The sequence below is a fragment of the Methanobrevibacter sp. genome (assembly GCF_045116495.1).
Classification (GTDB): domain Archaea; phylum Methanobacteriota; class Methanobacteria; order Methanobacteriales; family Methanobacteriaceae; genus Methanocatella.
In genome coordinates this window covers 1-12,092 of record NZ_JBGULU010000132.1, presented here as the reverse complement: position 1 = coordinate 12,092, position 12,092 = coordinate 1, and the positions used below count along the sequence as shown (strand labels likewise).

At 32.1% G+C, this 12,092-nt stretch carries 18 protein-coding genes; 8 read left to right on the top strand and 10 right to left on the bottom strand.

Annotated elements, in window-relative coordinates; genetic code table 11:
- Positions 1–247 precede the first annotated feature (247 nt).
- On the bottom strand, positions 248–1,072 hold the full coding sequence (locus ACJMLH_RS07065; protein WP_303739419.1) for a BRO family protein: 825 nt from the start codon (positions 1,070–1,072) through the stop codon (positions 248–250).
- A gap of 340 nt (positions 1,073–1,412) precedes the next feature.
- Positions 1,413–2,000 (bottom strand): HXXEE domain-containing protein, encoded by a 588-nt coding sequence (locus tag ACJMLH_RS07060; protein ID WP_405276139.1) that lies wholly within the window; start codon positions 1,998–2,000, stop codon positions 1,413–1,415.
- A 226-nt stretch (positions 2,001–2,226) separates the two neighbouring features.
- Between ACJMLH_RS07060 and dmpI the strand changes: the two genes are divergently transcribed.
- Positions 2,227–2,412: a 4-oxalocrotonate tautomerase DmpI gene (dmpI, locus tag ACJMLH_RS07055; RefSeq protein WP_058738979.1), complete on the top strand. Its 186-nt coding sequence runs from the start codon at positions 2,227–2,229 to the stop codon at positions 2,410–2,412.
- 25 nt (positions 2,413–2,437) lie between these two features.
- Here dmpI and ACJMLH_RS07050 read toward each other — a convergent pair whose 3' ends face one another.
- Positions 2,438–2,896 carry a helix-turn-helix domain-containing protein gene (locus tag ACJMLH_RS07050; RefSeq protein ID WP_116592878.1) on the bottom strand — a complete coding sequence of 153 codons (459 nt, stop codon included), beginning with the start codon at positions 2,894–2,896 and terminating at the stop codon, positions 2,438–2,440.
- A 71-nt stretch (positions 2,897–2,967) separates the two neighbouring features.
- On the opposite strand from ACJMLH_RS07050, the gene ACJMLH_RS07045 reads away from it, so the two are divergent.
- From ACJMLH_RS07045 to ACJMLH_RS07015, 7 genes are all read left to right on the top strand, one after another.
- Positions 2,968–4,173, top strand: coding sequence for an MFS transporter (locus ACJMLH_RS07045; RefSeq protein ID WP_405276137.1), 1,206 nt, complete (start codon positions 2,968–2,970; stop codon positions 4,171–4,173).
- 241 nt (positions 4,174–4,414) lie between these two features.
- Positions 4,415–4,921 carry a GNAT family N-acetyltransferase gene (locus ACJMLH_RS07040; protein ID WP_405276135.1) on the top strand — a complete coding sequence of 169 codons (507 nt, stop codon included), beginning with the start codon at positions 4,415–4,417 and terminating at the stop codon, positions 4,919–4,921.
- 107 nt (positions 4,922–5,028) lie between these two features.
- Entirely contained in the window at positions 5,029–5,553 is a 525-nt protein-coding gene (locus tag ACJMLH_RS07035) for a DUF134 domain-containing protein (RefSeq protein ID WP_405276133.1), read from the top strand.
- 18 nt (positions 5,554–5,571) lie between these two features.
- On the top strand, positions 5,572–5,859 hold the full coding sequence (locus ACJMLH_RS07030; protein WP_405276131.1) for a DNA-binding protein: 288 nt from the start codon (positions 5,572–5,574) through the stop codon (positions 5,857–5,859).
- A gap of 15 nt (positions 5,860–5,874) precedes the next feature.
- Complete coding sequence (locus tag ACJMLH_RS07025) at positions 5,875–6,054, top strand: 4Fe-4S binding protein (RefSeq protein ID WP_405276129.1); 180 nt, start codon at positions 5,875–5,877, stop codon at positions 6,052–6,054.
- A 393-nt stretch (positions 6,055–6,447) separates the two neighbouring features.
- The gene (locus tag ACJMLH_RS07020; protein WP_405276127.1) at positions 6,448–6,759 is read left to right on the top strand and encodes a hypothetical protein; all 312 of its coding nucleotides are present in this window, start codon (positions 6,448–6,450) and stop codon (positions 6,757–6,759) included.
- On the top strand, positions 6,756–7,121 hold the full coding sequence (locus ACJMLH_RS07015; RefSeq protein ID WP_405276125.1) for a DUF2283 domain-containing protein: 366 nt from the start codon (positions 6,756–6,758) through the stop codon (positions 7,119–7,121). Before ACJMLH_RS07020 ends, ACJMLH_RS07015 begins: the two co-directional genes overlap by 4 nt.
- A 169-nt stretch (positions 7,122–7,290) precedes the next feature.
- Here the strand turns inward: ACJMLH_RS07015 and ACJMLH_RS07010 are convergent, their stop codons facing one another.
- From ACJMLH_RS07010 to ACJMLH_RS06980, 7 genes are all read right to left on the bottom strand, one after another.
- Entirely contained in the window at positions 7,291–7,566 is a 276-nt protein-coding gene (locus ACJMLH_RS07010) for a 4Fe-4S dicluster domain-containing protein (protein ID WP_405276123.1), read from the bottom strand.
- 38 nt (positions 7,567–7,604) lie between these two features.
- Complete coding sequence (locus ACJMLH_RS07005; protein WP_405276121.1) at positions 7,605–8,402, bottom strand: class I SAM-dependent methyltransferase; 798 nt, start codon at positions 8,400–8,402, stop codon at positions 7,605–7,607.
- A 4-nt stretch (positions 8,403–8,406) separates the two neighbouring features.
- Positions 8,407–9,099 carry a class I SAM-dependent methyltransferase gene (locus tag ACJMLH_RS07000; protein WP_405276119.1) on the bottom strand — a complete coding sequence of 231 codons (693 nt, stop codon included), beginning with the start codon at positions 9,097–9,099 and terminating at the stop codon, positions 8,407–8,409.
- The gene (locus tag ACJMLH_RS06995; protein ID WP_405276117.1) at positions 9,099–9,584 is read right to left on the bottom strand and encodes a methyltransferase family protein; all 486 of its coding nucleotides are present in this window, start codon (positions 9,582–9,584) and stop codon (positions 9,099–9,101) included. Before ACJMLH_RS06995 ends, ACJMLH_RS07000 begins: the two co-directional genes overlap by 1 nt.
- Positions 9,585–9,640: 56 nt before the next feature.
- The gene (locus ACJMLH_RS06990; RefSeq protein WP_405276115.1) at positions 9,641–11,086 is read right to left on the bottom strand and encodes an ABC transporter ATP-binding protein; all 1,446 of its coding nucleotides are present in this window, start codon (positions 11,084–11,086) and stop codon (positions 9,641–9,643) included.
- Entirely contained in the window at positions 11,079–11,798 is a 720-nt protein-coding gene (locus tag ACJMLH_RS06985; RefSeq protein ID WP_405276113.1) for an energy-coupling factor transporter transmembrane component T, read from the bottom strand. The genes ACJMLH_RS06990 and ACJMLH_RS06985 overlap by 8 nt, the downstream gene beginning before the upstream one ends.
- 8 nt (positions 11,799–11,806) lie before the next feature.
- On the bottom strand, positions 11,807–12,092 hold a 286-nt coding region (locus tag ACJMLH_RS06980), incomplete at its 5' end, for an MptD family putative ECF transporter S component (protein WP_405276111.1).

The window sequence follows — 12,092 nt, the reverse complement described above, 5'->3', positions numbered from 1 at the left end:
AGTATTTGATGATTTAATTTTAATATCTTCATTTGTTTCAAAAGGGTTATCAATAACTACAAAACAAATTTTTCATCAGAGTTTCAGTGCTGAAAAAGAGTAATTATCGGAACTTTTTTATAAGTTTTATACGAATTATTCGTATTTTTATCCTTATATTTTAGGTGGATTGTGGTTCTTTTTCAAAAATAGTTAAATGTATGAAAAATACTTGTATTTATCAAAAAACAAAAAGTAGATGAATTAATTATTCATCCAATAATTCAGGATTTTTAGAATTCTTCTTACTAATTACAGATTTGCCGGTTACTGCTTCAAGTTCTTTTCTTGCATTTCCTGCAATGTTCCCACCACGTTTTGCAACATCACGGCTTTCCTCAAAACCATCGGGATTTTCAACTTTACTGATTTCAGTTGTTGATGCTTCTGCCAGCATGTTTAATATTAATTCCATGTTTGTCATGTTGTCTCTTAGGCCTTCTTTTTTAAGTCCTTTGTGTTGCTTGTATTCTTTTGTTGACATTCCAGACCATGCTTTGGATATATCATCAGTTAGAATTGCATATTCAATTCCTTCGTTGACCCCGACCCTATTCCATTCGGCGGTTAGTTCCTTTCTGGTTTCAATAGTTCTCATTCTTTGGGTTATCCATTCTTCGGAGTAACCTTTTTGGCGGTAGGTATTGATCGCCCTTTGCATGGCAATTTCGGGATCTGCTATTTCTTCAAGTCTTTCTTTACCTATTTGGGCTAACCATTGTTTGAATGGTTCTGCTTTTGGTGAAGGGACTGATTGTACGATTCTTAATAATTGTTTAGTGTTAGCAGCATCAGTTTTATAAAATTTATCGTCTGTTGATTTCATTTTAAGTTGTACGATATTTTCGTACAACTGACTTCCTTCTTTTTTAAGTTTTCTTTTTAAGTCAGACCAATACCTTCTAGGATTTTTACTTTCTGTAAGAACCGCAATAACGTCTATTACTGAATAATAGTAATCTTCGATTTCAGGATCCCATTTGGTTCTTATTTTATACTCTTCAAATAATTTTATAGCATACTTTTCATCCATAACATTACCTCCTTTAACTTAATTAAGGATAAATTAATTATTATTATATTAAATTAGGAAGTAAATATAGTTTTTGTTTGAAATTAAAGCAATTTTACAAAGTTAGAGCAATTTTATGAAGTGAGAGCAATATTACACTATCAAACAATAGTATTTTTAAATTTTTAACAGTGTCAAAAAATTTAATTATAACTACAAAACAAATTCTGTATCAGAGTTTCAGTGCTTGAAATCGATAAGTATCGGAACTTTTTTATAAGTTTTATACGAACATTTTGTATTTTTTGTGAATTAATGCTAAGATTACATCAATAACTAATACTAGTGCTATTTATTAATTTTATTGATTATTTTTTAAATTTGCAATTAAATCTTTGTATCCTAGGCCATAAATTGCAATGACAGTTCTTTGCATTGCACCAAAACATAAAAACATTATTAATATTCCCCATACATAGTCCCAGCTTTGAAGGAGGTTATTGTTGGAAAGGTTTAGCAATGAAATTATTGATGTTAGTCCAAGACACATTGCTGTGATTAAACCTGGAGTGTAAGGCTTTTCCATTTTATGAAGTTTGATGCCTATTATATGTATAAATGTTTCAAATAATCCCAGATAAACAGGAACTAATGCCAATAGAGTATATTGGGTAAAAAAAGGTACAAATGTGATTATGATTAATAGAATAGTAACTGGAATATGTGCAGCGTGTATCTTATTAGGTGTTGCTTTGAGCTTGAAGAATTTTAACATTAATTTTGCAAATCCTCCCGGAAAGCGTGTTTCTTCCCATTCATGGAGGGTGAAAAGAAACATATAAACTAACATCATCTTTTGGACTAAACTTAAACCATTATAAAAAACAGCTGAAAATGTTACCATTCCAAACATAATAAAAGTAAGAATTTCCAAATTATATTCGCTCATTAAAACACCTTACATTATTTTATGTTGTTTAACATTAAAATTTATGCACGTAATAATTGGTTTGTGTTTTCAGTAGTGCAAAGGTCAAAGGAACTTTTTTATAAGTTTTATACGAATAGTTCGTTATTATAGTGGCTTTTTCAAGAGGGTATAGTTATTAATTAAGTGGCTTTCATGCCACATTAACTTTTTATTTAGAAAAATTTAATTTTCAATTGGTGATAATATGCCAGTTATAAGTTTTGATATAGGAGAATTAACAAAAGAGCAAAAAGAAATTTTAGCAAAAGAATTCAGCGAATCCGCTTCAAGAGTCACAGGCCTTCCGATAGAAATGATATATGTGCTGTTCAACGAAAGGAAATTTGACAATGTTGGAGTCGGTGGTGTTCTTTTAAGTAATCAGGAATAGATGGATTTTTAAAAATTCATTCTTTTCATTTTAAATCCAATATTTCCTTATACATTTCTTTCAATTCTTTTTTTTCATATTCCGAATAATGTTCGTTGTCGACATCCGTTTCAAGAGCAAACAGTAACAGTTCATAGAATACCTTATTCAGTGACCTTCCCTTTTTGGTTAGGAAATATTGGGTATTTTTTGGATCATTGCCCTCATTTGTCTTGTAAATAAGGCCATTATCCTGCATTGTCTTAAGGCATCTTGACAGTGCCTTGTTGTCCAGTGAGGGTCTGTTGACTTTAAATTCATTGAAATGGCTTTTTCCTAAAAATAGGTCTCTTAAAACATGCAGTGTCCATTTGTTGCTCATGAATTTGAGAGTGTCTTCCAGTGGGTTTCGTTCATACTTTTTTTCGTAATATGCAAGTTTTTTTGGATTTAAAGTCATGTTTATTGTTATATATGTTTTAATATTAAGTTTTTTAGATGTCATTGATGCCACTTTATCTTTAAATACCCTATTTTTTAAATATTTGATTAGAAAATTTTAATTGGTGCGATAATATGAATGATAATGAGATAGTCATGACTAAATTCCTGGCGATACTGTTTGCGATATGTTCAGGTCTTGCAATAGGTAATCTGTACTGGGCCCAGCCGTTGCTTGTCCAGATAATGGATGGTTTCGGTCTTCCCGCAGCAAATGGGGGACTTCTGGTTACTGCAACCCAAATAGGCTATGCGATGGGAATTCTCTTTATTTTGCCTTTGGGCGATTTTGTTCGAAGAAAACGTATGATAGCTATTGTAATGGTTCTGTCCGTATTGGCTTTGGTCTCCTGTGTCATATCTCCTTCATTTATCATATTGTCGCTGTCACTCTTCAGTATGGGGATTGTAACAATTTCCGGTCAAATCATATTGCCTCTTGCAGGGGATTTGAGCCGTGAGGATGAACGTGGCCACATCGTTGGAATTGTATCATCCGGAATAACAACCGGTATCCTCTTTTCAAGGTTTGCAAGTGGCATCATTGCAGGATTTTGGGGATGGAGATCCGTTTATGTTATAGCGGCCGCTTTGAATCTGGTCATGGTTTTGGTAATGATTTATGTATTGCCGGAAATTCCTGCAAAAAACAAATTTAAATCATATGGGAAACTTTTGGCAAGTGTTTTCACCACCTTTAAAAATCATAGGTCCTTGCCGAACATATTACTGCACTCAGGACTGATATTCGGTTTGATTTTCAACATATTCTGGACTTCCTTAACATTTCTTCTGTCCGCAGATCCATTTAACTATAACACGTTCCAAATTGGGATTGTAAGTCTGGCAGGTCTTGCAGCGGCAGTATTTGGTGTGGGAATCGGAAAATTGCAGGACAAAGGCTTGAGCATACCTGCGCTCGGAGCGTTCATTGTGGTTTGCCTTGTTAGTATGGTGTGCGGCTTTGCATTCAGTGATTCAATAGTTGCCATTGTGATTGTTGCAGCGGTACTTTCAGTTGCAGTTCAGGGAGTAAGCGTCTTGACCCAGACAAGATTGTTTAACTTATCTCAGGGTGAGCGCAGCAGACTGAATACGGTTTTTGTTGTGAATAACTTTATATTTGGGGCTGTCGGAAGTGCTCTTGCATCTCTTTTATGGTCATTGGGGGGATGGTCATATGTAATGATGGCAGCTAGTGCGGTTTCTGTTGCGGCATTGATTGTCTGGTTGTTTTCAAGAAGTAAATTTAAATATGCTGATGAATCATTGGATAATTAGTTATTTTTGCTTCCAATATCTAATTTTTTAAATTTTTCTTTCTATTAATTATATATTTGAGTTTTAGTGGGCAAATCGATAAGTATTCGAACTATATCATACGTTTTATACGAATTGTTCGTGTTTTTTGAGGTTTTCTTTATAAGATTTTTAGTGTTGAAAAATCGTAAGTATAATAACAATTTCAAATATTTTGTAAAGTGGAAATGATTATTTAGATGATATTACAATAGACTTAATTATGGCGTTAATTAAATTGCAGGATAAAGATTTAGCTGAATTTAAAAGATTAATGCAGGAATCATTTCAATTGGGTTATGAAGAGGTTTTTGGTAAAAGCGATGAATTAATATTGCCTGAAAAAGACATTGATGAATGCTTGAACAAAGAAAACTGCCATGCTTATGTACTGAAGGATAATCATGAGATACTTGGTGGGGCGGTTGTTGAAATAAATGAAACAACGCAACACAACCAATTGGATTTCTTGTTCGTTAATGTTCACAGTCAAAACAAAGGTATTGGACAAAGAATTTGGAGCGAAATTGAAGCTTTATATCCTGATACAGAAATATGGGAAACATGCACACCATACTTTGACAAAAGGAATATTCATTTTTATGTTAACAGATTGGGATTTCAGATAGTTGAATTTTATAATGGAAAAAATCCGGACGAGGATTGGGATGAAAATCATCCTATGGCCGGTCAGGAAATGTTCGAATTCAAAAAAATAATGAAAAAATAACTTTTTTAAAATATTAACATTGGCTATTTCTAATGTGACTGTAACATTTATATATGAGTTATGAATATATATTCATAATACCTGAAGATACATTTGGGGAGAACATTATGGTAAGACCTAAAAGAATGAGAAGAGTAGTTACATGTCACAGGCATGAGTTGAAAAAAAATCTAAAACCGATAGAGCTGTCTGTAGATGAGTTTGAAGCAATCAGATTCAAAGACTATCATGATATAAAGCAAACGGAATCTGCTGAATTCATGGGAATCTCACAGTCAACATTCCACAGAATTCTAAACTCTGCAAGGCATAAACTAGCTGTTTCTCTAATTGAAGGCCGACCAATAGTTGTTGTAAAAGGTGATACAATGATTGATCCAAATAAATACTTATGCGAAGATTGTGGTTTTCAATGGTCAAATCCAGAAAAAGAATATGAGGAATGCCCAGACTGCAAATCAACAAACATTCGCAAATTGAATGCTAATAATAGAAACAGAATGTCAAATGACACATGCAGTTGCCCTAATTGCGGATACACAGAACCAAAAATTAGAGGCATTCCATGCAGGACCAAAACATGCCCTGAATGTGGTTCATCACTGCAGGGAAGAGGATTATGCAACATTTAAAGATGGAGATGATTTAAGATGGCTGATAATCTAGAATATGTTTGCAAAGAATGCGGCTTCAATTGGATAACATTGAATGGCGAACACCATATATGTCCAAGATGCCATAGTGAAACAATAGAATATGTTGGTGAAGTGAAAGGTTTAGACATCGATTCAATATTGAATCACAACAAAAGGATGGGAGGATGCTGCGGTTCTGCCCGTGGAAGAGGACCATTGACATGCGGAAAACCATATCCCGACCATCATGACCCAAACATCCCGCATGACCCTGAAAAATGCTGTGGATATAGAGCATGCTAAATTGGAGGTTAAAAAATGGCTGACATTACAATAGATACTGATAAATGTGACAATTGCGGAGACTGCACTGACGTTTGTCCTATGGAAGTTTTAATTCTTGAAGATGGCAAATTAACCATCAATGACCCTGATGAATGTAGTTACTGCGAAACCTGTGTCGATATTTGTCCTAACGAATGCATCACAATAGAATAAAACTTCTAATCATTTTCTTTTTTAAATATTTTTTATCAAAATAATACATCATTAAATTAAAGTTAAAAAATTTTATAATCATCCAAAAAATAATTCAATATTGGAGTTTTAGGGCCTGATTTTGATAAGCATCGGAACTTTTTTATAAGTTTTATACGAAATGTTCGTGTTATTTTTGGGTTTTATATAAATTAAAGAGTTTTTAGTGATTAAAAATCGATAAGTATCTGAACTATTTCATGTGTTCTATGCTTTTATAAAAATTGCTCTACTTTTGTAAAATTACTTTAAATTTATAATATTGTATTTATTTTAAACAAAAAGCTTATAAAATTTGTAATTTAAAATAATATTGAATTAAATTTTTTAAAATATAAAATAAAGGTTTTAAAAATGAGAGATTATTCTATTGAAGAGGCAATTGAAATAATTAATTCATGTGATGAATCGTCCATGCCTGATACTAAACATTTTGATGTTAGGAATATTCAAAGAATCGGAGATTTTACCTTAATCTTTGAAACATTCCTGCACAATCCATTAATGGGGATTATCAAACAAGATTACAATAAATTTAGATTATACTTTGAACACAATGAGAGACCTACAAAAGATATATCATTAGTGATAGGTATAAATGATAATGAAGATGTGAAATTTGTAACTGTTATGGAAACTTATAGAAATCAAAGGGTGAGAAAATGAATAACAAAGTAGTATATGATTATGACCGTCAAGGGGACTCATTATTCATATATTGTGTTGATGATTATGATTATGAAGTTTCACTTGAATTAGACAATGATGTGATTCTAGATATTGATAAAGAAGGTAAACCTGTTGCATTTGAATTTCTAAATGCATCTAAAATATTCAATCTGGATAAAAGTCATTTTAATAATTTAACTAAAATTACTATTCAATCAATAATCACTGAAGAAGCTATAAATTTAAAAGTCAAATTAGCAGTTCCGGTCCATAATAAAACACAAACTTTTGGAATGAATAGAATCACAACTAATTTAAATGGTATTCCTGCTATTGAATCTGAACTGGTTACAGCATAACATTATTTACTCTTTAAACCACATAATTATTTAAAAATAAATATGTTGAGATTTACTGAAAATTGATAATGTTGCGAACTATATCATACGTTTTATACGAAATGTTCGTATTTTCTAATTTTTATGAATTTGGTAACGTGGACGTATGATGTTTTTTGGATATTCACGTTCATAATCTGACCTGTGTCAAGCAATGAACAGGACATGACATAATGCACCTCAGGCATTGATTGCACCTCATATTGTTTAATGTCCAAGTTTTGTTGCATCTGTTTACTGTTATTGCATTCGTACTGCAAATCAGCTCACATTTCCCGCACAAATTGCATTGGCCAATATTATTTCCTATGCGCCATCGGGATTTGTGCTTTGCGTTTAAAAGTTCTGAAAAAAGTAATTTTCCAATCGCAAGTCCGATTGAAGATGATCCTCCACGGTGTCTCAAATTTAAAGCCTCCTTAATTTTAATCAATCAGTATATTTTCATAATCTTAAATGCAAAATCATCGCATTATTTCTCTTATCAGCTATTTTCATTGAAATTTTTGTATATAAACTTAATTTATCGGATAACATTTTAAGTGCGTCCTTATAAAATCCTCTACACTCAATTAACTGACAGTTTGCTTTTTTTGAAAATTCCCTTGGATTTTCAATGTAAAAATACATCAACGCAGATTTGTTCCCGGTTCTCTTAACATAGATATTTGAATATCTGATTCCAAATTTGTTGGTGGCATCAAATATTAGTTCGGCATTTTCAAAGATGTCTTTTGCATTTCTGATAAATTCAAGTATCTCTTCTTCATGGAAGTATTGGAACACTCCTGAAACTATCATCAATGTTGGAAGAGTGGTGTCTAATTCATTGCACCAATCAAGTTTAAATAAATCTCCTTTTATGAACTTTTCATTTTCTCCAACACCTATGTAAGTTTTCCTAAGTTCAATCACGTCAGGTAGGTCAACTTCGAAATAATGGGCATTTTTTCTATCTATTCTGAAATATGATGTTTCAAGCCCGGCACCCAAATTGACAATATTGCATTTGTCATGTTTGTCGATGTATTCCTGAGTCATTTGGTCCATATTATAGGACCGGGCAACTGATGCCATCATTGTATATTGGGAAGATTTTTTCTCAATCTGCTTATCTTTAACCAGATTCTCCATCTCCAAAGCTTTCTTGTCATGAAAATACTCCGGAAACATTTTAGAGATGTTAACTCTGGCAGTTAGAGGAATGAACAGTGTATCTTCAACGCCTTCATAATCACTCATATTATCACTTTCTTGCAACGACGGTTACCCAGTCAATGAACTTATCTGAAAATGATACATTACTATAATCATCGTTTACTCTATTTTTTATTCCATTGGATTTAATAATCTCTTGTTTCTTTCTCCCGTCTCGTATGTAAGCAGTAATTTCACTATAATTGTTATTTCGTAAAAATGAGCTGATTTCTTCATCAGTGTATAATTCCATGTCAATAAATTGTTTCCAGAATTTCATGATGAGATTATCTGATCCGTTTGACTCCATTCCAATTAAAAAGGTTCCTCCAGGTTTCAGTACCCGTTTAACTTCACCGAAGCATTTTTCAATATCCGGCCAGAAATAAACGGTTTCGAAAGCTGTCACTATATCAAAAGTGTTATCCTCAAAAGGTAACTTTGCGACATTGCCTTCAAGAACCTTGACTTTACCGTCATATATTTCTTGGCGGTTTACTTCTCGGGATAGATTCACACTTTCGATACTGTAATCAACGCCGTATACCATTTTTGCTTTTTTGGCCATTCTGTTTATGTTTATTCCACCGCCACAACCTATGTCCAAGACTATGTCATCCGGTTTTATGTCCAGATGTTTTAATCCCCATAGTGAAACAGGAGTGTGCTCTTTATTCATTGATTTTAATTGTATATTTCCTAATTTTCCTTTTGGTTTTCTCATATTGTCAAAAAATCCCATCAAATCACCTTCGGAAAGAATCTGTTAACATTTTTTGAGTAATCTATATAATCCTTACCAAATTTGTCAATTAACCATTTTTCTTCAGTTTTTATCATTGCAACTGTTAAAAATGCCCAAAAAATCACCGGTAAGATAAATAAAATGATATTTTGTGAAATCAATATTAATCCTATTGCAATATAGAAAAATGCGGCATATATTGGGTGACGTACATAAGCATATATTCCAGTTGTAACCAATTTATTGTTTTCAACTTCCCGGTCAATTTTTGAGATTAGAACCGCTTGAATCCAAAAAGCGATTCCAGAAATTATTAATATTATCCCAAAAATTAAAAAGACCATATTTAATTCGTTTATTTTATAAACTGGAATTATATGGTAGTATGAAAAAATGGAGGAAGTTATTGTTAAGATTCCAATTATCAAAACTAAATATGGTCCTACACCAAAAGTTGGCAAATGATTTTCATCCATAATCATAATATGTTTTTATACTATAAATATTTAGGTATACCTAAATTTTATTAAAGTTAAGTTTAACATCTTAAGAAGAAATCTTTCAGCTTATTTTCATCAATCTTATAGTTGTCAATGATTTTGCCATCATCGAAATGCATGATGTGGGAACATGCCTCACAAATCAGTTCAAAATCATGTGTTATGATAAATGAAGTGATTCCCAAGCTTTGCAGATACCTTAGGTTTTCAGACACTTTCATCATGTTTTTCAAATCAAGGCCGCTTGTAGGTTCATCAAAAATCAATATTTCCTTTTTGGAAGCTATAGCAGATGCAATTGCCACTCTTTGCTTTTCACCACCGGACAATGCCATCGGATGAGCGTCCTTTAGATGAATCAGATTAAGATTTTCAAGAATGCCTTCAGCCAATTCCACATCCTCTTCATCCATACTCAATAAGACTTCATCAAGAACACTTTCTGTAAACAGTTGGTGATTTACATCCTGCATTACCATATATGATTTTTTAAGCCTATCCTTTCTTTTCAACGCTTTTCCATCAAAAATTAATTCGCCCTTACATGATTTTTTAAGACCGCATATGCAATTGGCAAATGTTGATTTTCCAGCACCGTTCTTACCGATGATGGCTATAATCTCATTTTTTGGAATTTTAACGTTGTCAATATCTAAAACCTGAGTTTTACCATAGTTGAATTTGAAGTTTTTAAGTTCTAAAAATTCTTGATTATCAGAATAATATTCCTTTCTTTTTAATTCAAGATTATCTAGATTTAATTGCCTTAATCCAAAATCTCTATGATTTATATTCCTAAACTCATCAATTGACCACTTTTTTGTAATTCTCCCATCTTTAACAAATATTGCCCTATCGACAACTTCATTCAAAAAGAATAGCTTATGTTCAGCTATAATCACAGTTTTTCCTTGCATTTTCCATTTTTTAATTATATGTTCCATGTCCCAACTTGATTTAGAATCCAAGTTAGATGACGGTTCATCCAAAACCAAAACGTCCGGACCGACTGCTGATACTGATGCACAAGCTATTTTTTGTTTTTCACCACCAGATAATTTGAAAATGTTTTTATCAATTAAGTTAATAATATTAAAATCATTGACTACACTGTCTAACCTTTTTTCAATTTCATCAACACTCATGGATAAATTTTCACATCCAAAAACCAGTTCGCTTGTCGTATCAACATTGAAGAATTGAGTTTTTGGATTTTGAAAAACGGACCCAATATGTTTTGAAATTTCATATATGGGCATTTCACTGATTAAATCACTGCCCAAATAAACGTTTCCTTCACGTTTGCCATCAAAGAAATTTGGAATAAGCCCATTCAAAAAACGTGCGAGCGTTGTTTTTCCACAACCTGACTCACCACAAAGCAGAATGACCTCTCCTTTTTTAATATTTAAATTTATGTCCGTTAGATTTTGAACATTTCTATTGTTTTCGTATGAAAATGAAACATTTTCCATTTTAAGCAATTAAAACACCTCTTAAAAAGTTATAGGCATATATTCCGAAACCGATGAATGTTATTGCCAAAAGCGTGTAGTCTAATTTGGTTAATTTGACTTCAAGCAAATGAGTTCTAGGTTCTGGATTACTAAGTCCTCTTGTTAAGGAAGCGGCCGACAGTTCATCTGCAGTTTTAACAGCACTAATTAAAATTGGAATCATGTAAAATTCAATTAGTTTTAAAGGGTTTTTCAATGATTTAATATTCAATCCAAAACCCCTCATCTTCATCGCATCAGTAATTGATTTTATCTCTTCAAAAACTGATGGGATATATCTAAAAACAACGGAAACAGGAATAATGATATCTCTAGGGATATTGCTTTTTTCCATAGATGAAATGAATTCACTAACTTTTGTGGTTGTTATAGTATAATATCCCATCATAAGAATAGGCATCATTCTAGAGAGGGTATAACTAAATGTAATCAGTATTATTGCAGTCAGTCCTGTTGCAGTAGGGAGAATATAAATTTGAATATATTTTGCCAGCACATAAACTACAATATATATTAATGCAGATTTTTTATGATTTGAAAATAATAAACAGATAAATGGAATTAAAACTAGAATTCCACTAATGTATAGTGACACATCATTAAAAACCATAAAACTTAAAATAACCAGAATAATAATTTTAGTTCTTGGATCTAGGTTAAAATTTAGTTCTAATCCCATAATTACACCTAAGCTATACCTGCTTTTTCAAAGTGTTTTTTGAGTACGATTTTTCCAAGATATGCGCTTGCAACACCTGCAATGAATGTTAAGATAAATAGGATTATTAAAACTCCATTGTTAAGGAATGGGGCAATGACATTAACATAATCATTTCCCATTGAAACACGCATTGCTTCCATGAAATAATCTCTCAAAATAAAAAATGGCAACATATTGCCCATAATTCCCATTATAAAAACACCATGACTTATAATTGAGTTTTTGACTGATGAATAATTGCCCATTTTTAAG

Excerpts from the sequence above, each read along its gene's own strand:
- ACJMLH_RS07065 (WP_303739419.1), bottom strand. The coding sequence starts at position 1,072 with ATGGATGAAAAGTATGCTATAAAATTATTTGAAGAGTATAAAATAAGA.
- ACJMLH_RS07060 (WP_405276139.1), bottom strand. The coding sequence starts at position 2,000 with ATGAGCGAATATAATTTGGAAATTCTTACTTTTATTATGTTTGGAATG.
- dmpI (WP_058738979.1), top strand. The coding sequence starts at position 2,227 with ATGCCAGTTATAAGTTTTGATATAGGAGAATTAACAAAAGAGCAAAAA.
- ACJMLH_RS07050 (WP_116592878.1), bottom strand. The coding sequence starts at position 2,896 with ATGACATCTAAAAAACTTAATATTAAAACATATATAACAATAAACATG.
- ACJMLH_RS07045 (WP_405276137.1), top strand. The coding sequence starts at position 2,968 with ATGAATGATAATGAGATAGTCATGACTAAATTCCTGGCGATACTGTTT.
- ACJMLH_RS07040 (WP_405276135.1), top strand. The coding sequence starts at position 4,415 with ATGGCGTTAATTAAATTGCAGGATAAAGATTTAGCTGAATTTAAAAGA.
- ACJMLH_RS07035 (WP_405276133.1), top strand. The coding sequence starts at position 5,029 with ATGGTAAGACCTAAAAGAATGAGAAGAGTAGTTACATGTCACAGGCAT.
- ACJMLH_RS07030 (WP_405276131.1), top strand. The coding sequence starts at position 5,572 with ATGGCTGATAATCTAGAATATGTTTGCAAAGAATGCGGCTTCAATTGG.
- ACJMLH_RS07025 (WP_405276129.1), top strand. The coding sequence starts at position 5,875 with ATGGCTGACATTACAATAGATACTGATAAATGTGACAATTGCGGAGAC.
- ACJMLH_RS07020 (WP_405276127.1), top strand. The coding sequence starts at position 6,448 with ATGAGAGATTATTCTATTGAAGAGGCAATTGAAATAATTAATTCATGT.
- ACJMLH_RS07015 (WP_405276125.1), top strand. The coding sequence starts at position 6,756 with ATGAATAACAAAGTAGTATATGATTATGACCGTCAAGGGGACTCATTA.
- ACJMLH_RS07005 (WP_405276121.1), bottom strand. The coding sequence starts at position 8,402 with ATGAGTGATTATGAAGGCGTTGAAGATACACTGTTCATTCCTCTAACT.
- ACJMLH_RS07000 (WP_405276119.1), bottom strand. The coding sequence starts at position 9,099 with ATGGGATTTTTTGACAATATGAGAAAACCAAAAGGAAAATTAGGAAAT.
- ACJMLH_RS06995 (WP_405276117.1), bottom strand. The coding sequence starts at position 9,584 with ATGATTATGGATGAAAATCATTTGCCAACTTTTGGTGTAGGACCATAT.
- ACJMLH_RS06985 (WP_405276113.1), bottom strand. The coding sequence starts at position 11,798 with ATGGGATTAGAACTAAATTTTAACCTAGATCCAAGAACTAAAATTATT.